We start from the raw sequence: 23,635 nt of genomic DNA on the forward strand, positions 1-23,635 counted from the left end.
CCGGGTCAGCCGGTCGGGACGGCCGCCCGGCGCAGGGTGGGTTTGTCGATCTTGCCGACGGAGCTCTTCGGCAGGGCGTCCACGATCGTGATCCGGGTGGGGATCTTGATCCGGGTGGGGATCTTGATCCGGGCCAGTCGCCCCGCGCAGTGCTCGACGAGCTCCTCCGGGCTCGCGACGGCCCCGGGGAGCAGGGCCACGTGGGCGACGGGGATCTCGCCGAGGACCGGGTCGGCGGCACCGACCACGGCGGCCTCGTGCACGGCCGGGTGCGCGTAGAGCGCGTTCCCGATCTCCTTGGGGTAGAGGTTCTCCCCACCTCGGATGATCATGTCCTTGATCCGGTCGACCAGGACCAGGTAGCCGCGCATCACGTTCGGACCGGAGATCACGACCTCGCCCGGACCGTCGTCGACGAGGGTGCCGTCGGGGCCCATCAGCGCGACGGTCCGCCCCGGGAGCGGCAGTCCGACGGTGCCGGGACGGCGCGGCCCGCCGGGCGGGTTCAGGGGCGAGGCGCAGGTGCCCTCGGAGAGTCCGTACCCCTCCACCAGCGGCACGTCGAACCGGCCCTCGACACGGGCGATCAGCTCGGCGGGCATGGGCGGCGCCCCGCAGATGACCAGGCACAGCGAGCTCGTGTCGGCCACCGCGTCGGCGGGCAGGGCGGCGAGCATGGCGTAGATCGCGGGGACCGCGGGGAGGTAGGTGGGCCGGACCCGGGCGACCACGTCGAGGAAGGTCTCCGCCCGGAACCGGCCGGCGATCGTGGTGCGCCCGCCGGCCAGGAGCGGGGACAGGACGGAGACGACGATGCCGTTGACGTGGAACACCGGCAGGACCAGCAGGCTGTGGTCGGTGTCGTCGAGCCCGACCCCGGCGATGATCATCTCGCACATGGCGCGGACGTTGCGGTGGTCGAGCATGACGCCCTTGGGCCGCCCGGTGGTACCGCTGATGTAGATCAGCAGGGCCAGCGCGTCGTCGTCGGTGACCGGTTCCGGCGCGGCGGCCGGGTCCCCGGCCAGCTCGGCGACGTCGAGGGTCACCAGCGGCGACGCCGCCCGTTCCCCCACCACGACGCCCGCCCCGGAGTCGGTGATCTGGTGCCCCGCCTCGTCGACGGTCAGTGCCGGGTTGACCGGGGTGACGGCGGCCCCGAGCCGCCATGCCGCGAACAGGGTGACCACGAGCTCGACCCGGTTGGGCAGCACGACCGCGACCACGTCGCCCCGACCGGTCCCCGCGGCGTGCAGGGCGGCGGCAGCACCCGCGACGGCGTCGGCGAACGCCGCGTTGTCGAGCGCGCGGGTCTCGTCGGCGATGCACGGTCCGGTCGGCGCAGCCCGGACGCGATCCTGCGGGAGCACGGCGATGTGCATCGGGGTCCTTCCCCTCGGTGTCGGACACGGCGTCGTCGATCGACCCGCCCAAGGTAGGAGCGCCGTGTGACCGACGCCATGGGCGTGGATCACGAACCCGGCCGGGCCGGTTGTACCGAGGACACAAGCAGCGCCGGGTTCCTCGCGCTGCACCACGCGGACCGCGATCCTCGTCCGGGAGGGACATGCCGCGGTACCCACCACGTTCCCCTCGCCGCGCGGGCCGGCGGTCGGTCACCGGTACGGTCCTGCCGCTCGACGGCGGCCCGTCCCGACCCGCTGACCGCGCCCGACCCGCCGACCCGCCCGATCCGCCGCCCCCGACCCGAAGGAGCCGTCATGACCGCACCGTCGCAGCTGCTGTCCCGCAGCGACCTGGACTTCCTGCTGCACGACTGGCTCGACGCCACCGCGCTGACCACCCGTCCGCGGTTCGCCGAGCACTCCCGGGAGACCGTCGACGCCGTCCTCGACGTCTGCGCCGAGATCGCGGCCGAGCGGTTCCGCCCGCACAACAAGCGCAACGACGTCGAGGAGCCGCGCTTCGTCGACGGCCGCGTCGAGATGCACCCGGAGGTGGCACCCGCGCTGGCGGCGCTGGCCGGCACCGGCCTGCTCGGTGCCACCGCCGACGCCGACGCGGGCGGCCTGCAGCTCCCCCAGGTCGTGCACACGGCGTGCTCGGCGTGGTTCGCCGCGGCGAACATCAGCACCTTCGCCTACGCCATGCTCACCACCGCGAACGCGAACCTGCTGCTCGCGCACGGTTCCCCGGAGCAGGTGGACACCTGGGTGCGGCCGATGCTGGACGGCCGCTTCCACGGCACGATGTGCCTGTCGGAGACCCAGGCCGGGTCGTCGCTGGCCGACATCACCACCCGCGCCGAACCCCGCGGCGACGGCACGTACCGGATCACCGGCACCAAGATGTGGATCTCCGGCGGGGACCACGAGCTCGGCGAGAACATCGTCCACCTGGTGCTCGCGAAGATCCCCGGCAGTCCGGCGGGGGTGAAGGGCATCTCGCTGTTCGTGGTGCCGAAGTTCCTGCCCGACGGGGACCGCAACGACGTCGTGCTCGCCGGGCTGAACCACAAGATGGGCTACCGCGGCACCACCAACACCGTGCTGAACTTCGGCGAGGGCGCGCACACCCCGGGCGGCGAGCCGGGAGCGGTCGGACACCTCGTCGGCGAGCCGCACACCGGGCTCGCGCAGATGTTCCACATGATGAACGAGGCCCGGGTCGGTGTCGGTGCCGGCGCGGTGGCGCTGGGCTACACCGGCCAGCTCGCCGCGGTGGAGTACGCGCGGAGCCGGCCGCAGGGCCGCCCGGTCGACGCGAAGGACCCGGCGGCGCCGCAGGTCCCGATCGTCGACCACACCGACGTCCGGCGGATGCTGCTCGCGGGCAAGTCCTACGTGGAGGGTGGGCTGGGCCTGGTCCTGTACTGCGGGCGGCTGCTCGACGACCAGCGCACCGCCGAGGACCCGGCCGACCGCGAGCGGGCCGGGCTGCTGCTCGACGTGCTCACCCCGATCGCGAAGAGCTGGCCGTCGCAGTGGTGCCTGGCGGCGAACGACCTGGCGATCCAGGTGCACGGCGGCTACGGCTACACCCGCGAGTACGACGTCGAGCAGCACTACCGGGACAACCGGCTCAACCCGATCCACGAGGGCACCCACGGCATCCAGGGCCTGGACCTGCTCGGACGCAAGCTCGCCATGCGCGGCGGCGCCGGGCTCGACGCCCTCGACGCGGTGCTCGCCGCGACCGTCGCGCGGGGCCGCGCCGCGGGCGGCGAGGCGGCCGAGCACGCCGACGCGCTCGACGCGGCCCGGGTGCGGCTGGTGGAGGTGACCCGCGCGCTGCACGCCGAACCCGACGTCGCGGCGCGGCTCGCGAACGCCTCGGTGCACCTGGAGGCGACCGGGCACGTCGTCGTCGCGTGGGTGTGGCTGGAGCAGCTGCTCGCCGCCGCCGGCCGCGACGACGACCTGGGCCGGGGCAAGCGGGCCGCCGCCCGGTACTTCTTCCGCTACGAGCTGCCGCGGACCGGGCCCTGGTTCGACCTGCTCGCGTCGCTGGACCGGACCACCGTCGACCTCGATCCGGCCTGGCTCTAGGTTCGTCGTCGTGCCCGCCGACGTCGACGAGGTCGTGGCGGCCGTCGCCCGCGACATCGAGGCCCGGCTGCCCGAGCTGACCACCGAGATGACCGACTGGTTCGTCGGGGTCATCCCGGAGTTCCGGCACGACGAGACGGCCCGGCGGCTGATGGTCGCGAGCACCGCGGCGAACCTGTCGGCGATCGTCGGGATGCTCGCGCACGCCATCCCGATGGAGCAGATCACGGTGCCCCCGGCGGCCGCCGAGTACGCCCGCCGGTTCGCCCAGTACGAGCTGTCACTGGAGGCGCTGCTGCGCGCCTACCGGCTCGGCGAGCACATGTTCGACCAGTGGGCGATCGACGCGCTGCGCCGGCTGGACCGGCCGGGCCCCGACCCGCTCAGCGTCCTGTCCGAGCTGACCGGCCGCACCAACCGCTACATCGACCAGGTCATCGGGGGCCTGATCGACATCTACGAGACCGAGCGACGGCGGTGGAGCACGCGTTCCGGCGCCGACCTCGCCGCGCGGGTGCGGATGGTCCTGGAGACCGAACCGCTGAGCGAGGCCGCCGCCCGCGAGCTGCTCGGGATCCCGGTCGGGGGCTGGCACCGGGCCGCGGTGCTGTGGGCGCCCGGGGCGGCGGGCGAGCCGGTCGACGACGCCGTCCTCCAGGCCGGGGCACGGCTGCTCGGCGAGGCGTCGAGCCGGCCACCGCTGACCGTGCTCGCCGACAGCCGCACCCTGTGGGCCTGGCACAGCGCGCCCGACGTGCCCCCGCTCGACGTCGCGCTGCTGCGGGAACGGCTGCCGGGGCACCTGCGCCTCGCGCTCGGCGGAGCGGGCCGGGGCCTGGCCGGGTTCCGCGGGTCACTGGCGGAGGCCGTCCGGGCGCGGGCGGTCGCCGAGACCGACGAGGCCCGCCCGGCGGTCACCGACTTCGACGAGGTCGCGGTCGCCGCGCTGCTGACCGACCGGTCCGACGAGCTGCGCCGCTGGGTGGACCGGGTGCTGGCCGGGCTGACCTCCGACGAGCCGGGCGTGGACCAGCTCCGGGCGACGCTGCGGGTCTTCCTGGCCGAGGGCGGCAGCTACACCCGGGCCGCGGCCCGGCTGCACCTGCACAAGAACACCGTGCACTACCGGGTGCGCAAGGCCGAGGAGCTGCTCGGACGCCCGGTCGGGAAGGACCGGCTGCAGGTCGAGGTGGCGCTGCTGGCGGCCTCGCTGCTGCGGGGACGGCTGTAGGGCTCAGCCGACGCGGCGGCCGGGCGCGGGCTCGGCGTCGACGCGGTCCTCCTCGGGCACGACCATCGACAGCACCTCGCCGAGGGCCTCGTCGTCCATCGCGCGCGGCTCGACCGGCTCGTCGCCGAGCACGCCCGACACCACCCAGGAACCGGACCGCCCGGTGATGGTGAGCGACAGCGTCTCGTTCTCGTCCGCCGGGTCGTTCATCCTGGGCTCCTCTCGGCACGACGCCGTGGGCGTCACCCCGGCCCGCACGGCCGGGGGAAGGGCGGATACCCGTCGGTGGGCAGGCGGTACCCGTCCGGGAGCGACCGCACGGCGACCGGCACGAACGGTGCGCCGACCGCGAACCGGACGTGCGCCACCCGACGGCTGCCCGAGTGCGGCTCAGCCCGGGTGCCGGCGACCGGGGGCGGGGGCCGGGTACGCGGGGCCGTGCGCGGCCGACGGTGGGACCGGCAGCATCGCCCACAGCATCTCGGCGAGGGCGCCGTCGTCCAACCCCTTGAGCGGCAGCGGTTCCCGGCCGAGCACACCCGACACGAGCCAGGATCCGCTACGGCCGGTGATGGTCAGCGTCACCGTGTCCTCGTCGGTCGCGATGTCGGTCATGGGTCTCCCTCCGTCGTGCCTGGCAGGTCCTGCGTCGGGCTCCACGTCTCCAGACGTCCGCGGTGACACTGCGTTGCCCCGCGTCGACGAGCGGTAGCGCACGCGAGGGGACCGGTGGGAGGTCTCACCGACGGGCGTGGTGAAGTCGGAGGGTGACCAGCAGCCTGCCCCTCACCGGGGAGCGCACCGTCCCGGGCATCAGCCACGAGAACTACTGGTTCCGCCGCCACGAGGTGGTCTACGCGGCCATCGCCGCCGACTGCTCGGGCGGCGTCGTGCTGGAGGCCGGATGCGGCGAGGGCTACGGCGCCGACCTGCTCGCCGGGACCGCCCGCGCGGTGCTGGCGCTGGACTACGACGTGGCGGCCGTCGCCCACGTCCGGGCCCGCTACCCGCGGGTCGGCGTGGCCCGGGCCAACCTGGTGGCGCTGCCGGTGCCCGACGGGAGCGTCGACGTCGTCGTGTCGTTGCAGGTCGTCGAGCACCTGTGGGAGCAGGAGCGGTTCCTGCGCGAGTGCCTGCGGGTGCTGCGTCCCTGCGGGCGGCTGATGGTGTCGACGCCGAACCGGATCACCTTCTCCCCTGGCCGTGACACCCCGCTCAACCCGTTCCACACCCGCGAGCTCGACCCGCGCGAGCTGGCCGGTCTGGTCACCGACGCCGGGTTCGGCCGGGTCGTGGTCCAGGGGCTGCACCACGGGCCGCGGCTGCGCGAGCTCGACGCCCGCCACGGCGGCCTGATCGAGGCGCAGACCGCGCTGGCACTGTCCGGGCAGCCGTGGCCGCAGGCGCTGGCCGTCGACGTCGCCGGCGTGCGGTGCTCGGACTTCGTGTTGCGCACCGGCGACCAGACCGACCTCGACGCCTCGCTCGACCTGCTGGTCACGGCGACCCGGCCGTGAGCGGCACGCCCCTCGGGACGTTCTGCCTGGTCCTGCACTCGCACCTGCCGCTGCTGGCCCGGCACGGCCGGTGGCCGGTCGGCGAGGAGTGGCTCTACCAGTCCTGGGCGCACTCCTACCTGCCCGTCGTCGCGACGCTGCGCGCGCTGGCCGACGAGGGCCGCACCGGACTCGCCACCCTCGGGGTGACGCCGGTCCTGGCCGCCCAGCTCGACGACCCGCACTGCCTGCGCGGGGTGCACGACTGGCTCGGCGGGTGGACGCTGCGCGCGCACTCGGCGGCGGGCCGGCTGCCGGACCTGGCCGCGCACGAGCACCGGGTGTCGACGGCGGCGACGGCGGAGTTCGAGCGGCACTGGCGCCACGGCGGGTCGCCCGCGCTGCGCGGGCTGCGCGACTCCGGCGCCGTCGAGCTGCTGGGCGGGCCGGCCGCGCACCCGTTCCAGCCGCTGCTCGACCCGCGGGTCCGGGCGTTCTCGCTTCGCGCCGGGCTCGACGACCACGCGCTCCGCCTGGGTGCCCGACCGGCCGGGATCTGGGCGCCCGAGTGCGGCTTCGCGCCCGGGATGGAGCACGACTACGCGGCCGCCGGGGTGCACCGCTTCCTCGTCGACGGCCCTGCGCTGCGCGGTGACACCGCGTTCGCCCGGCCGGTGGGGACCTCCGACGTCGTGTGCGTCGGCCGCGACCTGGAGGTCACCTACCGGGTGTGGTCGCCCCGCAAGGGCTACCCCGGCTCGGCCGAGTACCGCGACTTCCACACCTGGGACCACGACTCCGGCCTCAAACCGGCGCGGGTCACCGGACGGCGGGTGCCGACCGGGCGCAAGAAGCCCTACGACCCCGCGCTCGCCGCCCGCGCGGTCTCCCGCGACGCCGACGACTTCGTCGACACCGTCGTCGCGCGACTGAGGGCGCTGCGCGCCGAGCGCGGCCGCCCGGCGCTGACCGTCGCCGCGTTCGACACCGAGCTGTTCGGGCACTGGTGGCACGAGGGGCCGGCGTGGCTGGCCGCCGTGCTCCGCCGGCTGCCCGAGGCGGGTGTCGCCGTGCGCACCCTCGGCGACGCCGTCGACGACGGTCTGGTCGACGATCCGGTCGACCTCCGGGAGTCGTCCTGGGGCTCGGGCAAGGACTGGCGGGTCTGGGCCGGGCCGCAGGTCGCCGACCTGGTCGCGACGAACGCCGCCGTCCAGTCCGACCTGCTCGCCGCCCCGCGCCCCGGGCCCGTCCGGGACCCGCTGGCCGACCTGCTCGCCGACCAGGCGTTGCACGCCCTGTCCAGCGACTGGGCGTTCATGGTCAGCAAGGACTCCGCCGCCGAGTACGCCCGCTCGCGCGCCGCCCTGCACGCCGGGCGGGTGGCGGAGCTGTCCGGGCTGCTGCGCGCCGGTCGGCGGCGGGCCGCTCGGCGCCGGGTCGCGGCCTGGGTGGACGCGCCGCTGCCGACCTTCGGGCACGTGGACGCGCGGGACCTGGGGCGGGTCTGACCGCGAACTCGCTTACCCGGTGAGGGAATACGGAGGAGTCGGTGGCCGTGGGGCGCCGGGTCCACCGCCCCGCCGGGCGCGGCGGGGGCCGCGGGGCGGAGCCCAGCGCGGTGGACACGACGCCCCGGGGGTTACCACCGGTCCGGCGTTTGCCAGGATCGGGCGATGCGGGTGCTGATGGTCAGCTGGGAGTTCCCGCCGGTCGTCGTCGGCGGGCTGGGTCGGCACGTGCACGCGCTGTCCCGCGAGCTCGTCGCGGCCGGGCACGAGGTCGTCGTGCTGTCCCGGGCCCCCACCGGCACCGACGCCGAGACCCATCCGACCCGCGCCGAGACCGTCGACGGGGTCCGGGTGCTGCGGGTGGCCGAGGACCCGCCGGAGCTCGAGTTCGCCGGCGACCTGGTCGCGTGGACGCTCGCGATGGGGCACGCGATGCTGCGCCACGCCCTGACCGCGCTGCTGCCGGGCTGGCGGCCGGACGTCGTGCACGCCCACGACTGGCTCGTCGCGCATCCGTCGATCGCGCTCGCCGACGTCCTCGGCGTCCCACTGGTCGCGACCGTGCACGCCACCGAGGCGGGCCGGCACTCCGGCTGGCTGCCGGGCACGCTGAACCGGCAGGTGCACTCCACCGAGTGGTGGCTCGCCCAGCGTGCGGACGAGGTCATCACCTGCTCCGCCGCGATGCGCACCGAGGTCTCGGCACTGCACGACCTCGACCCGGCCGCCGTCCACGTGGTGCACAACGGCATCGACCCGCGTCGCTGGCGGTCCCGCGCCGCCGCGGCACCGGCTGGCGACGGACCGCGGATCGTCTACGTCGGACGCCTGGAGTACGAGAAGGGCGTCCAGGACCTGATCGCGGCGCTGCCCAGGATCCGGCGGCGGCACCGCGGGACCCGGCTGCTCGTCGCCGGGACCGGGACCCAGCAGGACATGCTGGTCGAGCGCGCCGCGCAGCACCGGGTGACGCGCTCGGTGACCTTCCTCGGCCACCTGCCCGACGGCGAGTTGACCGCCCTGCTGCGCGGTGCGGACGCCGTCGTGCTGCCGAGCCGCTACGAGCCGTTCGGGATCGTGGCGCTGGAGGCCGCCGCGGTGGGCGCGACGCTCGTCGCCTCGACCGCGGGCGGGCTCGGCGAGCTGGTCCGCGACGGCGAGACCGGTCTCGGGTTCGCCCCCGGCGACGTCCCCGGGATCGCCGACGCCGTGGACCGCGCGCTCGCCGACCCGGCCGCGGCCCGCCGCCGGGCCCGCGCCGCCCGGGCCCGGCTGCGCACCGACTTCGCCTGGCCGGTGATCGCCGGGCACACCGCGCGCATCTACGCCGGTGCCACCGCGGCCGGGCCGCGGGAGCTCCCCCGCCCGAAGATCCCCACCGGGAACCTGTTCGACGCCTGAGCCCGCGGGGTGCTCAGGCCCGGTCCAGCCGGGCCTGCAGGGCCCGGTCGGCCTTGCGGGCCATGTCGGCGACGGCGGCACGCTCGGCGGCGGCGGCCTCGTAGTCGGCGCGCCGGTCCCGCACCACCCGCGCCGGGGTCCCGACGGCGATCGACTCCGCGGGGATGTCCCCCCGCGCGACCGCGTGCGCCCCGAGCACGCTGCCCGGGCCGATCCGGGTGCCGCGCAGCACCGAGGTCTTCACCCCGAGCCAGCAGCCCTCGCCGATCCGGACCGGCGACTTCACGATGCCCTGGTCCTTGATCGGGCGCCGGACGTCGTCGGTGCGATGGTCGAAGTCGGTGACGTAGACCCAGTCGGCGACCAGCGTCGTCGCGCCGATCTCGACGTCGAGGTAGCAGTTGACGGTGTTGTCGCGGCCGAACACGACCTTGTCGCCGATCCGCATCGAGCCCTCGTGGCAGCGCAGGGCGGTGCCGTCGCCGATGTGCACCCACCGGCCGATCTCGAGCCGCCCGAACCCGGGGCGGGCCTCGATCGTGACGTCCTTGCCCAGGAACACCATGCCGCGCAGCACGACGTGCGGGTGCCGCAGCCGCAGCTTCGCCAGCCGCCAGTACCGCCGCAGGTACCAGGGGCCGTACGCGCGGTGGCGCAGGATCCAGCGCAGCGAGGTGAGGCTGAACAGCTTCGCCTGCTCCGGGTCGGCGTCGGGGATCGGCGGACGTCGCACCCGCCAGACACTAGGCGTGTGCACCCCTGCGGCGACGGGTACCTCCCGAGGACCGCGATCCCCACCCGAGAGGCCAGCCCGTGAGCGACCACCGCCAGCCCGACGACGGCACCGACGTCGGTACCGACGAACTGACCTCCGGAGGCGGCGGCACCTCCCGCGTCGACGCGGACAAGGAGGGCAACCCCCGCCCCGCCGTGACGACCGACGACTCCGGGGCCACCGGAGCGGCCGCCCGCGAGGTCGACGCCGAGCACGAGGACGAGCCCACCCGGAGCGAGTGACCGCCCCGGCGGGCCGGTCGTAGGCTCGCCGGTATGCCCCGTCCGTTGATCATCTCGACCGACCCCGGTGTCGACGACGCCGTCGCGCTCGTCCTCGCCCTGCGCAGTCCCGAGGTGGACGTCCGGGCCGTCGTCGCCACGTTCGGCAACGTCGGCCTGGACGCCACGCTGCCCAACGCGGGACGGCTGCTCGCCCTCGCCGGGCGGCCGGACGTCCCCCTGGGGGTCGGGGCCGCCCGCCCGCTGGTGCACCGGCGCGAACAGCGGGCCGGGCACGTGCACGGCTCCGACGGGCTCGGCGGGCGCGCCGCGGCGCTGCCGGAGCCGGTCGCGCCGGTGGCCGGGTCCGGGGTCGCGCTGATGGCGCGGGTGCTGGAGGAGGCGACCGAGCCGGTCACGATCGCCTCGATCGGCCCGCTGACCGACACCGCGATCCTGCTGGCCGCCCGTCCCGACCTGGCGGGGCGGATCGAGCGGGTCGTCGTCATGGGCGGGGCGATCGGCGGCGGGAACGTCACCGCCGCGGCCGAGTTCAACGTCCACGCCGACCCGGAGGCCGCGCACCGTGTCCTCGCCCAGGACCCCGGCGCGGGCTCCGCACCGGTCGCGCTGGTGCCGCTGGAGACCACGCTGGGCTGTGCCGCGGGCCCGGAGTGGGTCGCCGCACTGGGCGACGCCGATCCGGTCGGCGCCGAGCTGGCCGCGATGATCGCCCCGTACATGCGGTTCTACCGGGGCCGCTACGGCCGCGACGCCGTCGCCCTGCACGACGCGACGGCGCTGCTGGAGTGCGTCGCGCCCGGATCGCTGGCCCCGACGCCGACGGCGCTGACCGTGGAGACCGGCTTCGGGCCGGCCCGTGGGGCGACCGTGCCCGCCGAGCCGGGCACCCGGCCGGTGGACGTGCTGTCCGCGCCCGACGTGCCCACCGTCCTCGACGCGGCACTGGCCCGGCTCACCGCACGTCGGTAGCCGGCGCGGGCGCTGCTCCCGGGAGCCTCGCGGGGGCTCAGCCCGCCCACACCGCCACGGCGACCAGCGCCGCCGAGAGCCCGAGCCCCGCCCAGGCCGTGACGGAGCGCCCGGGCGGGCGCAGCGGCAGGTCGCGGCCCCGCAGCACGGCGAGGACCAGCGTGGCCGCGGCCGGGGCGAGGACGAGGCCCCACACCCAGCCCCCGACCGAGGCCCACGGCCCCCGGTTCCACAGCAGCACCAGCCCGAACACCGCGGTCAGCAGGCCGTCGGCGATCGGCAGCAGGGCCCCCTCCCGCACCGCGCGGCGCAGCGCGAGCAGCGAGAACAGCGCCGCGGCCGCGACCGGCGCCCAGTCGAGGAGGCCCGCGCCGCCGTCGGACGGGGGTGTGCCGAACAGCAGGGTGCGGGCGACCGGTTCGACCCCGGCGGTGGTGTCGCCGAGCGCGACGACGGCCCGGCCGCCGTCGCGGTCGAGGGCGACCATGCTGCTGAACCCGGCGGTGCCGCCGTTGTGCCAGACGTAGGGGTGCCGGGCGTCGTCGGCGCCGGTGGCCTCGCTGGTGACCCAGATCCAGCCGATCGACGTGCCGGGCCCGTCCTGCGCGGTCGGGGTCAGCGCGGCGGTCCCCGGTGCGACGCCGGTGAGCTGGGCCGCGGCCCAGCGTGCGAGGTCCTCGACGGTCGAGAACGTGGAGCTCCCGGCGGGCAGGTAGCCCTCACCGACCCAGCGCGGCGCGGCGCGCCCGTTGTCGCGGTGTCCGGGGACCGCGGTGTCCGGGACCTGCGCGTCGGTGGCGGCGAAGGTCGTCGTGGTCATGCCGAGGGGGCCGGTGATCCGGTCGGCGACCAGCTGCGGGTAGCCGTCGGCGCCTGCGGCGCGGACGAGCGCCGTCCCCAGCAGCGCGACGCCGAAGTTGGAGTACGTGGGCGGCTGCTGCGGGTCCACCGCGGCGGCGCGGGCGTCGTCGAGGAGCTGCGCGGTGGTCGTGGACGAGTACGGGTTCAGGTTCACCGTCGTGGCCAGGGCCCCGGCGGCGGCGGTCGCCCCCAGCCTCGGCAGCCCGGAGCGGTGCTGGGCGAGCGAGGCGAGGGTGACCGCGCCCGCCGTGGTGCCCGCCAGCTCCGGCAGGGCGCGCTCCAGCGGATCGTCGGGACGCACCTCGCCGCGGGTCACGGCGTCGGCGAACAACGCGGCGGTGAACGTCTTGGTGACCGAGCCGATCTCGAAGAGTGCCCCGGCGTCGGCGGGGCCGAGCCCGGCGGTGGTGACCGAGGTCGGCGTGACCTCGGCGACGGCGAGCGACCGGTAGCCGTCCTGTCCGCCCGCCGCGGCGCGGACCCGCTCGGCCAGGGCCGGGTCACCGGTGGTCTGCGGACCGAGCCGCCGGTGCTCCGGGCCGGCGACGGCGCCGACGAGCACCGCCAGCACGGCGACGACGGCGACGACGGCGGCGGAAACGGCCCCGACGCGGTGCCCGGTCCCGGCGGTACCCGTGGAGGTGGTGGCGGTCATCGCGGGTCCCCTCATCGGTGCGCAGCCAGGACGGTGACCAGCAGCGGGACGACACGGGCAGCGGGCACCTCGTAGTGGCCGCGGCGGGTCGAGGCCAGCCACCCGGCGGCGACGAGCTGGCGCAGGTGGTGGTGCAGCTGCCCGGTCGTGCCGACCGAGGGTTGCTCCAGCAGCTGCGCGGTGCCGTGCACCCCGCCCAGCACGTGCTGCAGGATCGCCAGCCGTGCGGGGTGGGCAAGCGCGTCGAGGGTGCCGGCGAGCTCGGACCAGTCGGCGTCGAGCAACGCCTCGCCGGGGCGGGCGTACTGCCAGCGGACCTCACCGGTACCGGGGACGGCGACGCTTCCCGCCATCAGCACCGCGCCGGGGCTGCGGGCCTCCAGCTCGGTCAGCGCCCAGAGGACGTCGTCCGCGGGCGCCGCCGGGGTGTCCCCGCCGGTCGGACGGAGTGCGTCCTGCAGGTCGGCGACGGCACGTTCCACGGCACGCAGCCGGGCGTCGAGATCGGTCACACCACCAAAGTACGGAAATACGCAGAAACGTACAAGCGACTGTTCAGGCGAGCCCGTACTCGATGGCGTGCCGGACGAGCGCCGCGCGGCCGGGCACCTCGAACTTGCGCAGCAGCCGCTGCACGTGGTTCTCGACCGTGCGCGGGGACAGCACCAGCCGGGCCGCGATCTGCTTGGCGGTGAGCCCCTCGACCACCAGCCGCAGCACCTCGGACTCGCGCGGGCTGAGCTCCGGAACCGCGTGCGCGGGGGCCGCGACCGACTCCAGGACGACGTCGGCCAGCCCCGGGGAGAACGCGGGCCGCCCGGCCGCGGCCGCGGCGGCGACGGCGGCGAGCTCCCGGGGGTCCGCACTGCTCGCGACGCCGGTCGCGCCGGCCCGGACCGCGTCGAGGACCCGGGCGTGGTCGGCGACCGCACCGGCGACGGCGAGCACGGCGACGGCCGGGACGCGCGCGAGCACCGCGGAGATCACCGCGGGCGCCACGCCCTCCGGGCCGGTCAGGTCGACCAGGACCAGGCCGGGCCGGGCGCGGTCGACCGCGGCCGCGGCCCCCTCGGCGGGCGCGGGCGGCACGTGGGCCACGACCTCGACCCCCGGCGGCACGACCGGCCGCCCCACCGCCACCGCCGAGATCCGCTCGCCGTCCTCGTGCACGTCCTCAGCTCTCCCCGCCCCGCTCGTCCGGACGGCTCAGCTTGCCATGTGCCGCAGCGCAGGAGACCGTCCGAACGGCGCGGGACGCAGGTTCGACGCGAACGGGTCGGGCGCCCGTCGGACTCGCCGGACCGGTCAGACCGCGACGGCGGGGCGGCGCAGCCGCAGCAGCGCCCTGGCCGCGGCGGCCACGGACGCGACGAGCGCAGCGAGGACGACCCCGGCGAGCACCGACATCAGCGGGTCGCCGCGCGTGATCGGTCCGACCAGGACACCGATGCCGGTCATCCAGGTGCTCCACACCAGCGCGCTGGCGACGGTCGCGGGCAGGAACGCGCGCAGCGGCAGCCGGACCCGGCCGGCCGCGGACACGCTCGCCAGCCGTCCGCCCGGCAGCAGCCGGGTCGCGACCAGCGCGGTGATCGGCCGGCGGTGCAGGTGGCGGCGGATCCAGGCACCGGTCCCGTCACCGCGACGGGTGGCCCGGACCACGGAGTGGGAGCTGCGTCCGGCGCCGTAGAGCAGCGCGTCGCCGAGCAGGGAGCCGACCACCGCGGCTCCGAACAGGGCCACGATCCGCCACCGGTCGCCGTCCGCCAGTGCGGCGGCCGTGGCGCTGAAGAGCACCGGCTCGCTCGGGAGGAACGGGAACGGCCCGTCGCACATCACGGCGACGGCGAGCAGGGGCACCAGCCAGGGGCTCTGGAGCAGGTACCCGATCAGCGCGCTCGGGTCGGTCACAGGCGTCTCCGGGGGTCGCGCGTCGGGGGCTGGTCCGAGTCTGCCGGGTCCCGTGACCTGTTCGTGATGGGGGTGTCCCCCGTTACCGCTTGCCTCCGCTCACCGCAGGGAACCCACCGTGCCGCTCCCGGACGGGCTCAGTCGGCGAGTCCCTGTTTGATCGCGTAGCGGACGAGCTGGCTTCGGTTGTGCAGCTGCAGCTTGCGCAGGGTGTTCTGCACGTGGCTCTCGACGGTCCGGTGCGAGACGACGAGCTTCGCCGCGATCTGCTTGGCCGTCATGCCCTTCGCGACCAGGCGCAGCACCTCGGTCTCCCGCTCGGTGAGCGCCGGGACCGACGGCGCGCCGTCGGCGGGGCGCGGGGCGTCGGCGAGCCGCCGGTACTCCCCCAGCACGAGCCCGGCCAGGCCCGGGGTGAAGACGGCGACGTCGTCGGCGGTACGCCGGATCGCCTCCAGCAGCTCCTCGACCCCGGCCGACTTCACCAGGTAGCCCAGCGCACCGGCCTTGACCGCCTCCAGGACGTCGGCGTGCTCACCCGACGCGGACAACACCAGTACCCGGCTGTCCGGGCTCTGCTGCCCGATCGCGGCGATCGCGTCCACGCCGGAGGTCGCGCCCAGGTTGAGGTCCATGAGGATCACGTCCGGCCGCACGGCCGTCGCGATCCGGACCGCGGCGGGCGCGTCCGGGGCCGTCGCGACGACGTCGAGGCCGCGCTCGGCGAGGTCGCGGGCCACGCCCTCGCGCCAGATCGGGTGGTCGTCAACGACCATCACCCGGATGCTCATGTGTCCTCCCTGGGGACCCTGATGACCCATTCGGTCCCGATGTCCGGTCCGGTGTCCAGCGTCAGTGTCCCGCCGATGTCGCCGACGCGGCCACGGATCGAGCGGGACACACCCATCCGGCCCTGCGCCTCGGCCTCGACGAGGCGGCCCTCGGGGATGCCGGGGCCGTCGTCGCGGACGCTCACCTCGACCGCCGCGGGCAGCTCCTCGACCAGCACCCAGGCGCGGGCGTCCGGGCCCGCGTGCAGTGCGACGTTCGCGAGCGCGGCCCGCACCGCGCCCTCCACCTCGTCGACGACCGGCCCACTCAGCTCGACCGGCCGTCCGGGGGCCGAGACGGTGACCCGGTCCGAGGCGAGGATCCGCAGCGCGGCGGCGAGGTCGCGGCGCCCGGACGCGTCGGTGGTCCCCGACCCGGACAGCAGCGCGCGCAGCGCGGTCTCCTGCTCCCCGGCGAGCACGCCCAGCTCCGTCGCCCCGCCGCCCAGCTCCGCACCGCGGCGCTGGACGTGCGCCAGCACCTGCAGGACGCCGTCGTGCACGGCCCGGGTGAGCCACTCGCGTTCGGCGGTGGCGGCCTGTTCGGCGACGAGGCGGCGCAGCCGGGCGGCGGTGCGCTCCAGCACGTGCGCGGCGAACCCGACGGTGAGCCCGGCCAGCAGGAGCAGCTGCATGTCGCCCAGCTCCAGCACCCCGAACCGTTGCTTGGACAGCACCAGCGCCACCGAGATCACGGCGGCGGCGAGCACGCCGCCGGTGATCCGGAACGCGACCGCGCAGGCCAGCACCGCACCGGAGGTCCAGATCGACCCCATGCCGGGGCCACCCTCGTCGAGGTGGGCGACGCGCACGACCAGCGGGTCGTCGCCATGACCGCGACGCAGACACCGAGGTCGACCAGCGCCAGCAGGCCGCGGCGGTCCGGGGCGCCGGGCAGCCCGCCGAGGTAGCCCCACGACGTCACGGTCGTCCACACCACCATCACGCCGAGCACGCCGACCGCGGCCAGCGGGCGCTCGTAGCCGGTGCGCAGGTGGTAGAGCGTCACGCCGACGACGGTCAGCAGGGTCAGCAGGCGGTAGGCGATGACGCCGCGCCAGAACGGCTCCAGCGGGTGCTCCACGTCGTCGAGTCTGACGGCGAGGGCGCCCCGGCGGGGCCGAACGCTCATCTCTGCTTCGTCCCGGTGATCAGCGCGTTGTAGAACCAGCTGCGCGGCACGACATGGGTGAGCAGGTGCTCGTCGAGCCAGGACAGCCGCTGCCAGCCGTGGTAGGCGAACATCGCCCAGTTCCACCCGAGTCGCCCGGGCGGGACGGCGGCCTCGAAGGTCCGCACCGGCCAGCCGAGCATGGCCGCGGCGAACTCCTCGGTGTGCGCGGCGACGCCCTCGGCACCGGCCCGGCGGGCGGTGGCCTCCAGCGCGGCCGGGTCGAAGGTGTGGATGTCGACGACGGACTCCAGCGCGGCGGCACGCGAGGACTCGTCGAGCTCGTGCTGCGGGCGGCGCCAGCCCTGCAGCGGGCCGAGCTTCGTCAGCGTGGTGGTGGCCTTCCAGGTCCACTGCCCGAGCGTGCGGGCGTAGGCGTCGCCGACGGTGGTCGGCTCGCCCGCGAACACGAACCGCCCGCCCGGCTCCAGCACCCGCAGGACCTCGCGGAACGCGGCCTCGACGTCGGGGATGTGGTGCAGCACCGCGTGCCCGACGACGAGGTCGAAGCTGTCGTCGGGGAAGGGGATGTGCTCGCCGTCGACGACGGCGCCCTCCACCTCCAGCCCGAGGTGCTCGGCGTTGCGGGTGGCGGCGGCGACCATGCCCGGCGAGAGGTCGGTGACGACGCCGCGGTCGGCGACGCCGGCCTGCATGAGGTTCAGCAGGAAGAACCCGGTGCCGCTGCCCAGCTCCAGGGCGCGCAGGTAGGGGCGGCCGTCCCACGGGGCCGCGGCGCGGAACCGGCCGACGGCGTAGTCGATGCAGCGCTCGTCGTAGCTGATCGACCACTTCTCGTCGTAGGTGCCCGCCTCCCAGTCGTGGTAGAGCACGTTGGCGAGCTTCGGGTCGTGCCAGGCCGCCTCGACCTGCTCGGCGGTGGCGTGCGGGGTGGGCGCCGGGTCCGAACTCATGAGTGGGAGTTTTGCAGAACGGCGCCGCCGACCCGCTCCCCGCCCGAGCGCGTCGCGCGTCCGGGCGGGGCGGTGCGGCTCAGCGGCCGGTGAAGGTGGCCTTGCCGGGGCCGTTCTCGACGAAGCTGGCCGTGCCGGCCTTCGCGTCGTCGGTGGCGAACACGCCCGCGAACAGCTCGGACTCGATGTCCAGGCCGGTGCGCAGGTCGGTGTCGAGGCCGTTGTCGATCGCCTTCTTCGCGGCGGCGTAGGCCAGGGCGGGGCCCGCGGTGAACTGCTGCGCCCACGCGACGGCGCGGGTGTAGACCTCGTCGGCGGGAACGACCTCGTCGACCAGGCCGATCGCCAGGGCCTCGTCGGCCTCGACCATGCGGCCGGTGTAGATCAGGTCCTTGGTGCGGGACGGGCCGATCAGCCGGGCGGCGCGCTGGGTGCCGCCGCCGCCGGGGAAGATGCCGAGCAGGATCTCCGGGAAGCCGAGCTTGACGTTGTCGCCCGCGATGCGGCGGTCCGCACCGAGCACGACCTCCAGGCCGCCGCCGAGGGCGTAGCCGGTCACCGCGGCGACGGTCGGCTTCGGGATGGTGGAGATCGCGCCCAGCCCGGCGGAGAGCTTGCGGGCCTGCGGGGCCATGTCCGAGTAGGACATCGATGCCATCTCCTTGACGTCCGCACCCGCGGCGAAGGTCTTCTCCCCGCCGTGGACGACGACCGCACGCACGTCGGCGCGGGTGGCGGCCTCGTCGGCCACCTCCAGCAGCTCGCCCTGGATCTGGCGGTTCAGGGCGTTCATCGGCGGGCGGTCGATCCGGATCGTCCCGACGCCGGCGTCCACGGACAGGCTCACGAATTCGGTCACGCAGCGGACTCTAACGGGCCCCGACGCCGGGTTCCCACGGCTCGGGAGCCAGCCCGGTGAGCCGGCCCGCCAGGTGCGCGACGACCAGCTCGCGCCGGTTGCGGCAGCCGGTCTTGCCGAAGAGCCGGGTGAGGTGGTTCTCGACCGTCTTCTCGCTCATCGTGATCCTGGCCGCGATCTGCCGGTTCGAGCGGCCCTCGGTGATGAGCTCGACCAGCTGCATCTCCAGCTCGGACAGCCGCTGCTCGGTGACGCCTCGGTCCCGTCGGCGATCAGGACGTGCGTCCCGACCTGGGTTGCGACCAGGGGGTCCACGACGGACTCGGCCCGGGCGTCGGTCACCGGTCCCACCTCGCTCTCCTCGGGCACGCGCGCACCGCTCCGGCGGGACGGACCCGATCCACCGTCGATCATGGCCAGGCCGGTCCCGCGGTGTGCCTCCGTGCGTCGCGCGGCCACCGAACACAGGGGTTTCCCCCGTCGACGGCCGGTGGTCAGCCCTCGAAACCGTCGGTGATCCGGGCGGCGAGCGGGAGGACCGCGTCGACGGTGGCCGGCGCCAGCCGGGCCAGGTCGATCCGGCCACCGTGCGCGAGGTGCTGGTCGAACGGCAGCTCCACGACGGCGCGGACACGGGACTCGAAGTGCCTGCGGACCACGTCCCGGTCGATCTCCCGGCTCCACCGGTCCTGGGAGCGCACGACGACCGCCTGCTCGGCGAGCGCGGAGAACCCGTGCCCGTGGAGCCAGTCCAGGGTCCTCGACGCCCGCGTCGCCCCGTCCACGGTCGGGGCACCCACGACGACGAGCGCGTCGGCCAGCGTCAGCGTCCCCTCCATCGCCGAGTGCACCAGCCCGGTGTCCGAGTCGGTGACGAGCACGTTGGCGAACCGGCCGATCAGCCCGCAGACCGCCCCGTACTCCTCCCGGCTGAACGACTCCCCCGCCGCCGGATCCTGCTCCGAGGCGATGACCCGCAGGCGTCCGGCCAGGCTGCTGAAGCGGTCGAGATCGTGGACCGACGACGCGTGCGCGGCGCCCGCGAGCAGCTCCCGGACCGTCGCGGAGGTGTCGCCGGTGAGCCGGTCCGCCAGGGTGCCCGCGTCGGGGTTGGCGTCGAGGGCGACGATCCGGTCGCCACGGTTCTCCGCCAGCACCCAGCCCCAGCAACGCCGACACGGTCGTCTTGCCGACGCCCCCCTTGATCGAGGCGACCGCGATCCTGCGGACCCCGGCCAGCGGTCGACGGATCTGCTGGATGAGGTTCTGCCGGGCGAGCTGCGCCGGGGACGGCCCGGGGTTGTAGCGGCCCGCGGTGACGGCGTAGACGCCGCGACGCCAGCCGTGCATCGGCTGGTCCCCGGCGTAGCGGATCGGGGCGTTCGGCGCGACGGGCCGGACCGGACCGGCGTGCTCGACCGGCAGCGGGACCGGTGCGGGCCTCCTCCCGGCGGGCGGCGCGGGCCGTCGCGGCCGCGGCGGCGTGTCCGGGTGCTGCGGGACCGAGCGCGGCCGCCCCGGGCCCGGCGGCGGTCCGTCCGGCGACGCGACGGTCGGCCGGGACGACGGATGCGCCCGACCGCGTGGCCGGTGTCCGCCGGTCGGCCCCGTCGCGGGCACCGGACCGGCCGTGGAGCCGGTGCCCACCGGTGGGGTGGTGCTCCCGCCGGAGGGGGTGGTGCGGCCGGTGAACACCGGGATCGCCGTCGTCGCCGGGGGTGCGGTCTCGCCGGTCGCGCTTCCCGTCCGCTCGGGGCGCCTCGGCGGAGCCACCTGCGGCGTCACCCGCAGGGCACGGGTCTCCGGATCGGCCGCGCCCCCGGCTCCCTCCTGCGGCCCGGGGGACCCGGCCGTCGGGGGCCACGACCTCCGGCTCGTCGACACCGACGCCGTCGAGAGAGGGCAGCTTCGGCCCCGCCGCGGCCGACGGGGTCGGAGCGGGCTCCTGCGCGGACTCCGGGGCGGCATCGCGCGACGCCCGGATCTCCGCGTCGTCCGGCTGCAGCGCCTCGTTCCGCTGTCCCGCTGCCCAGGCGGCCCACTCCTCGGTGGAGTCGCCGGTCTCCCCGGCCGGTGCACCGGCGACGGCCGCCCCGAACACCCCGACGGCGGTGAGCGCGGTCAGTCCCACGACCAGTGACTGCCGAGGGGCCGCAGTGCGGCGCTGGGGCCGCGTGGGGTCGTCGCGTCGGGGAGCCGACATCGGAGCACCTTCCGTCCGGTCGTCGTGCCGGCCGGGTTCTCCGGCCCGCAGCTGACCACGACCATCGCGCGCGACCGGCCCGGACGTACCTCGGGAAGACGCCGAACGGCCCATCCCGAGGAAGATCCCTCGCCAACCGGCGCCTTCCCCCACTGCCCGCGTGGCGGGGGGTCAGTCGCGCCGGTAGGCGGTGAACCGTCCGTTGCCACGACGCTCGACGGTCAGCGGCAGCCCGAACGTCTCCGACAGCGGCTCGGAGGTCATGACCTCGTCCAGGAGCCCCGCGGCGACCACACGACCCTCGCGCAGCAGCAGACCGTGGCTGTAGTTGGGCGGGATCTCCTCGACGTGGTGGGTGACCAGCACCGACGCCGGGGCGTACGGGTCGTCGGCGAGGTCGGCGAGCCGGGTGACGAGGTCCTCGCGGCCCCCGAGGTCCAGCCCGGCGGCAGGCTCGTCGAGCAGCAGCAGCTCCGGGTCGGTCATCAGCGCGCGGGCGATCAGGGTGCGCTTGCGCTCGCCCTCGGACAGCGTGCCGTAGGCGCGCCCGGCCAGCGGACCCATCCCGAGCTGCTCCAGCAGCTGCCGGGCCCGGCCGGTGTCGTCGTTCTCGTACTCCTCGCGCCAGCGACCGAGCACGCCGTACCCGGCGGAGACGACGACGTCGGAGACGATCTCGTCGCCCGGGATCCGGACGCCCAGGTTGGCCGAGGTGAGGCCGATCCGGGTGCGGAGCTCGAACACGTTCACCCGGCCCATCCGCTCGCCGAGCACGAAGACGGTGCCCGAGGTCGGGTGCAGCTCGGCCCCGGCCAGGCGCAGCAGGGTGGTCTTGCCGGCGCCGTTGGGGCCGAGCACGACCCAGCGCTCGTCGAGCTCGACCCGCCACTCGACGGCGTCGAGGAGCACGGTGTCACCACGACGGACGGTGGCGGCGTCCATGCCGACGACCAGATCCTCGTCGTCGATCTCTGTGACACCGGGCGCGGCGGGGGTTCGGGGCGAAGTCACCCCCCTATCCTGGCCGATCGTGCCTGTCTTCCCCCTCGGTGCCCACCCCGACGACCACGGGACCCGCTTCGCGGTCGCCACCACCAGCGCCGAGACCGTCGAGGTCTGCCTGGTCGACGGCTCCGACACCGACGGCGGGCAGCTCACCGAGCGCCGGGTGGAGCTGCGCGAGCACACCTTCGGCGTGTGGCACGGCCACGTCCCCGGGGTGCGCCCCGGGCAGCGCTACGGCTACCGGGTGCACGGTGAGTACCGGCCGTTCCGCGGTCTGCGTGCGAACCCGCACAAGATCCTCGTCGACCCCTATGCGGCGCGGATCACAGGCACCGTCGCCGACCTCCTCGCCGCCCGCGGGTGGGACGGCGACCCGATGTCGGGGCGGTCCAGCACCGTCGACTCGCTCGGGTCGGTGCCGCTGTCGGTCGTCACCGCGACCGACCTGGCGCCCCGCCCGACCCGCCCGGAGGTGCCGTGGTCGGAGACGGTGATCTCGGAGATCCACGTGCGCGGCTGGACCAAGCTCCACCCCGAGGTGCCCGAGGCGCACCGCGGCACCTACCTCGGGCTGGCCCACCCCGCGGTCATCGCGCAGCTGCAGCGCACCGGGGTGACGGCCGTCGAGCTGCTCCCGGTGCAGGCCAACGCGCCGGAGCCGCCGCTGCTGGAGCGGGGCGCGTCGAACTACTGGGGCTATGCCACGCTGGGCTTCCTCGCCCCGCACGCCGGCTACGCCTCGGACCCCGGCAACGAGGTCGCCGAGTTCCGCTACCTCGTCGACACCCTGCACGCGGCCGGGATCGAGGTCATCCTCGACATCGTCCCCAACCACACCTGCGAGGGCGGGGTCGGCGGCACCACCCTGTCCTACCGCGGCCTCGACGCTCCGGCGTACTACTCGCTCGGCGGGTCCGGGCACGACGCCGACATCACCGGCACCGGCAACACCCTCGACGCCGGCTCCCCGACGGTCATCCGGCTGGTCTGCGACGCCATGCGGCACTGGGTGCACGCCTACGGCGTCGACGGGTTCCGCATCGACCTCGCCTCGGTGCTCGGCCGCCCGCGGTCGGGGCCGTTCTCACCGGACTCCGCGCTGCTCACCGCGATCGCGCAGGACCCGACGCTGTCGACGACCAAGCTGATCGCCGAGCCGTGGGACGCGACCGGCGAGGGGTACCGGGTCGGCGGCTTCGGCGTCGCCTGGTCGGAGTGGAACGGCCGCTACCGCGACGCGGTGCGCGACTTCTGGCGTGGCCACGGCGGCGTCGCGGAGCTGGCGTCGCGGCTGACCGGCAGCTCCGACATCTACCGGCTCTCCGGGCGTCGCCCGTGGGCCTCGGTCAACTTCGTCACCGCCCACGACGGCTTCACCCTGCGCGACCTCGTATCCTACGAGCGCAAGCACAACGAGGGCAACGGCGAGAACAACCGCGACGGCACCGACGACAACCGTTCGCAGAACCACGGCGCCGAGGGCCCGACCGACGACGCCGGCATCCGCGCCGCCCGGCAGGCCACGGCCCGGGCGATGATGGCGACGCTGCTGCTGTCGATCGGCACCCCGATGATCACCGGCGGCGACGAGCGCTGGCGCACCCAGGGCGGCAACAACAACGCCTACTGCCGCGACGACGAGACCTCCTGGGTCGACTGGACGGCCACCGACGAGACCACCGCCATGGAGGCGTTCACCGGACGCGTCGCCGCGCTGCGCCGCGAGTCGCCGGTGCTGCACCGCGACCAGTTCTACGTCGACGGCGAGGTGCTCTGGTGGGACCCGTCCGGGCGCCCGATGGAGGCCGGCGACTGGCACGACGGCGGCCGTCGCACCCTGGTCGTGCTGCTGGCCGACTACTGGCTGCTCGCCCTGCACGCGGGGGACGAGCCCACCGACTGCGTGCTGCCCAGTGACCACGGCTTCGACCCGGTCCTGGACTCGACGACGCCCGACGGCACCCCCGCCGACACCACCCCGCTCGACGCCGGGGCGACGGTCGTCCTGCCGCCCCGCTCGGTGCGCCTGCTGCGCAGCCGCTGACCGGCCACGTCCCGCCGGGCTCCGAGGGCTGGGTCGGCGGGGCGG

24 protein-coding genes are annotated in these 23,635 nt (G+C 75.4%); 8 read left to right on the forward strand and 16 right to left on the reverse strand.

Translation table 11 applies throughout. The features are described 5' to 3' along the window. Positions 1 to 5: 5 nt before the first annotated feature. Complete coding sequence (locus XF36_RS19150) at positions 6 to 1,382, reverse strand: class I adenylate-forming enzyme family protein (protein WP_060713025.1); 1,377 nt, start codon at positions 1,380 to 1,382, stop codon at positions 6 to 8. A 339-nt stretch (positions 1,383 to 1,721) separates the two neighbouring features. Here XF36_RS19150 and XF36_RS19155 point away from each other — a divergent pair, with 339 nt between their 5' ends. Beyond that, the gene (locus tag XF36_RS19155) at positions 1,722 to 3,509 is read left to right on the forward strand and encodes an acyl-CoA dehydrogenase (RefSeq protein WP_060713026.1); all 1,788 of its coding nucleotides are present in this window, start codon (positions 1,722 to 1,724) and stop codon (positions 3,507 to 3,509) included. 10 nt (positions 3,510 to 3,519) lie between these two features. After that, the gene (locus XF36_RS19160; RefSeq protein WP_060713027.1) at positions 3,520 to 4,740 is read left to right on the forward strand and encodes a helix-turn-helix domain-containing protein; all 1,221 of its coding nucleotides are present in this window, start codon (positions 3,520 to 3,522) and stop codon (positions 4,738 to 4,740) included. Between the two features lie 3 nt (positions 4,741 to 4,743). Here XF36_RS19160 and XF36_RS19165 read toward each other — a convergent pair whose 3' ends face one another. Beyond that, on the reverse strand, positions 4,744 to 4,950 hold the full coding sequence (locus XF36_RS19165; RefSeq protein WP_060713028.1) for a hypothetical protein: 207 nt from the start codon (positions 4,948 to 4,950) through the stop codon (positions 4,744 to 4,746). Positions 4,951 to 5,130: 180 nt separating this feature from the next. Further along, positions 5,131 to 5,355: a hypothetical protein gene (locus tag XF36_RS19170; protein ID WP_020625244.1), complete on the reverse strand. Its 225-nt coding sequence runs from the start codon at positions 5,353 to 5,355 to the stop codon at positions 5,131 to 5,133. 152 nt (positions 5,356 to 5,507) lie between these two features. Here XF36_RS19170 and XF36_RS19175 point away from each other — a divergent pair, with 152 nt between their 5' ends. The 3 genes from XF36_RS19175 to XF36_RS19185 all read left to right on the forward strand — a co-directional run bounded on the left by XF36_RS19175 (position 5,508) and on the right by XF36_RS19185 (position 9,148). Beyond that, complete coding sequence (locus XF36_RS19175; protein WP_060713029.1) at positions 5,508 to 6,257, forward strand: class I SAM-dependent methyltransferase; 750 nt, start codon at positions 5,508 to 5,510, stop codon at positions 6,255 to 6,257. Next, complete coding sequence (locus XF36_RS19180) at positions 6,254 to 7,747, forward strand: 1,4-alpha-glucan branching protein domain-containing protein (protein ID WP_060713030.1); 1,494 nt, start codon at positions 6,254 to 6,256, stop codon at positions 7,745 to 7,747. Before XF36_RS19175 ends, XF36_RS19180 begins: the two co-directional genes overlap by 4 nt. 165 nt (positions 7,748 to 7,912) lie before the next feature. Beyond that, positions 7,913 to 9,148: a glycosyltransferase family 4 protein gene (locus XF36_RS19185; protein ID WP_060713031.1), complete on the forward strand. Its 1,236-nt coding sequence runs from the start codon at positions 7,913 to 7,915 to the stop codon at positions 9,146 to 9,148. 13 nt (positions 9,149 to 9,161) lie between these two features. On the opposite strand, the gene XF36_RS19190 is transcribed toward XF36_RS19185, so the two are convergent. Further along, positions 9,162 to 9,881, reverse strand: coding sequence for an acyltransferase (locus XF36_RS19190; protein ID WP_020624509.1), 720 nt, complete (start codon positions 9,879 to 9,881; stop codon positions 9,162 to 9,164). A gap of 80 nt (positions 9,882 to 9,961) precedes the next feature. Between XF36_RS19190 and XF36_RS19195 the strand changes: the two genes are divergently transcribed. Both XF36_RS19195 and XF36_RS19200 read left to right on the forward strand, forming a co-directional pair. After that, complete coding sequence (locus XF36_RS19195; protein ID WP_060713032.1) at positions 9,962 to 10,165, forward strand: hypothetical protein; 204 nt, start codon at positions 9,962 to 9,964, stop codon at positions 10,163 to 10,165. Positions 10,166 to 10,198: 33 nt separating this feature from the next. Further along, positions 10,199 to 11,137 carry a nucleoside hydrolase gene (locus XF36_RS19200; protein ID WP_060713033.1) on the forward strand — a complete coding sequence of 313 codons (939 nt, stop codon included), beginning with the start codon at positions 10,199 to 10,201 and terminating at the stop codon, positions 11,135 to 11,137. Positions 11,138 to 11,174: 37 nt separating this feature from the next. On the opposite strand, the gene XF36_RS19205 is transcribed toward XF36_RS19200, so the two are convergent. The 12 genes from XF36_RS19205 to XF36_RS19265 form a co-directional block, all read right to left on the reverse strand. Then, complete coding sequence (locus XF36_RS19205; RefSeq protein ID WP_060713034.1) at positions 11,175 to 12,653, reverse strand: serine hydrolase domain-containing protein; 1,479 nt, start codon at positions 12,651 to 12,653, stop codon at positions 11,175 to 11,177. Positions 12,654 to 12,664: 11 nt separating this feature from the next. Continuing rightward, a complete protein-coding gene (locus XF36_RS19210) occupies positions 12,665 to 13,165 on the reverse strand; it encodes an ArsR/SmtB family transcription factor (RefSeq protein ID WP_020624505.1) in 501 nt (166 codons plus the stop codon). A 43-nt stretch (positions 13,166 to 13,208) separates the two neighbouring features. Continuing rightward, positions 13,209 to 13,823 carry a helix-turn-helix transcriptional regulator gene (locus tag XF36_RS19215; protein WP_060713035.1) on the reverse strand — a complete coding sequence of 205 codons (615 nt, stop codon included), beginning with the start codon at positions 13,821 to 13,823 and terminating at the stop codon, positions 13,209 to 13,211. A 135-nt stretch (positions 13,824 to 13,958) separates the two neighbouring features. Beyond that, a complete protein-coding gene (locus XF36_RS19220; protein WP_060713036.1) occupies positions 13,959 to 14,564 on the reverse strand; it encodes a DedA family protein in 606 nt (201 codons plus the stop codon). A gap of 137 nt (positions 14,565 to 14,701) precedes the next feature. Next, entirely contained in the window at positions 14,702 to 15,355 is a 654-nt protein-coding gene (locus XF36_RS19225) for a response regulator (protein WP_060713037.1), read from the reverse strand. Next, positions 15,352 to 16,170: a MacS family sensor histidine kinase gene (gene macS, locus XF36_RS19230; protein WP_255357062.1), complete on the reverse strand. Its 819-nt coding sequence runs from the start codon at positions 16,168 to 16,170 to the stop codon at positions 15,352 to 15,354. Before macS ends, XF36_RS19225 begins: the two co-directional genes overlap by 4 nt. Next, entirely contained in the window at positions 16,086 to 16,526 is a 441-nt protein-coding gene (locus tag XF36_RS34910; RefSeq protein ID WP_255357063.1) for a DUF5931 domain-containing protein, read from the reverse strand. The genes macS and XF36_RS34910 overlap by 85 nt, the downstream gene beginning before the upstream one ends. Further along, entirely contained in the window at positions 16,523 to 17,479 is a 957-nt protein-coding gene (locus tag XF36_RS19240) for a class I SAM-dependent methyltransferase (protein ID WP_060713040.1), read from the reverse strand. Before XF36_RS19240 ends, XF36_RS34910 begins: the two co-directional genes overlap by 4 nt. Before the next feature lie 79 nt (positions 17,480 to 17,558). Continuing rightward, entirely contained in the window at positions 17,559 to 18,338 is a 780-nt protein-coding gene (locus tag XF36_RS19245) for an enoyl-CoA hydratase/isomerase family protein (RefSeq protein WP_060713041.1), read from the reverse strand. Between the two features lie 10 nt (positions 18,339 to 18,348). Then, the gene (locus XF36_RS19250) at positions 18,349 to 18,561 is read right to left on the reverse strand and encodes a response regulator transcription factor (RefSeq protein ID WP_060713042.1); all 213 of its coding nucleotides are present in this window, start codon (positions 18,559 to 18,561) and stop codon (positions 18,349 to 18,351) included. Positions 18,562 to 18,832: 271 nt separating this feature from the next. Further along, on the reverse strand, positions 18,833 to 19,495 hold the full coding sequence (locus XF36_RS19255) for a MinD/ParA family ATP-binding protein (protein ID WP_060713043.1): 663 nt from the start codon (positions 19,493 to 19,495) through the stop codon (positions 18,833 to 18,835). A gap of 1,217 nt (positions 19,496 to 20,712) precedes the next feature. Further along, complete coding sequence (locus XF36_RS19265; protein WP_082375872.1) at positions 20,713 to 21,483, reverse strand: ABC transporter ATP-binding protein; 771 nt, start codon at positions 21,481 to 21,483, stop codon at positions 20,713 to 20,715. 88 nt (positions 21,484 to 21,571) lie between these two features. On the opposite strand from XF36_RS19265, the gene glgX reads away from it, so the two are divergent. Beyond that, complete coding sequence (gene glgX, locus XF36_RS19270; RefSeq protein WP_060713046.1) at positions 21,572 to 23,590, forward strand: glycogen debranching protein GlgX; 2,019 nt, start codon at positions 21,572 to 21,574, stop codon at positions 23,588 to 23,590. The last annotated feature ends 45 nt before the right edge of the window (positions 23,591 to 23,635 follow it).

The sequence above is a fragment of the Pseudonocardia sp. HH130629-09 genome (assembly GCF_001294645.1).
Taxonomy (GTDB): Bacteria; Actinomycetota; Actinomycetes; order Mycobacteriales; family Pseudonocardiaceae; genus Pseudonocardia.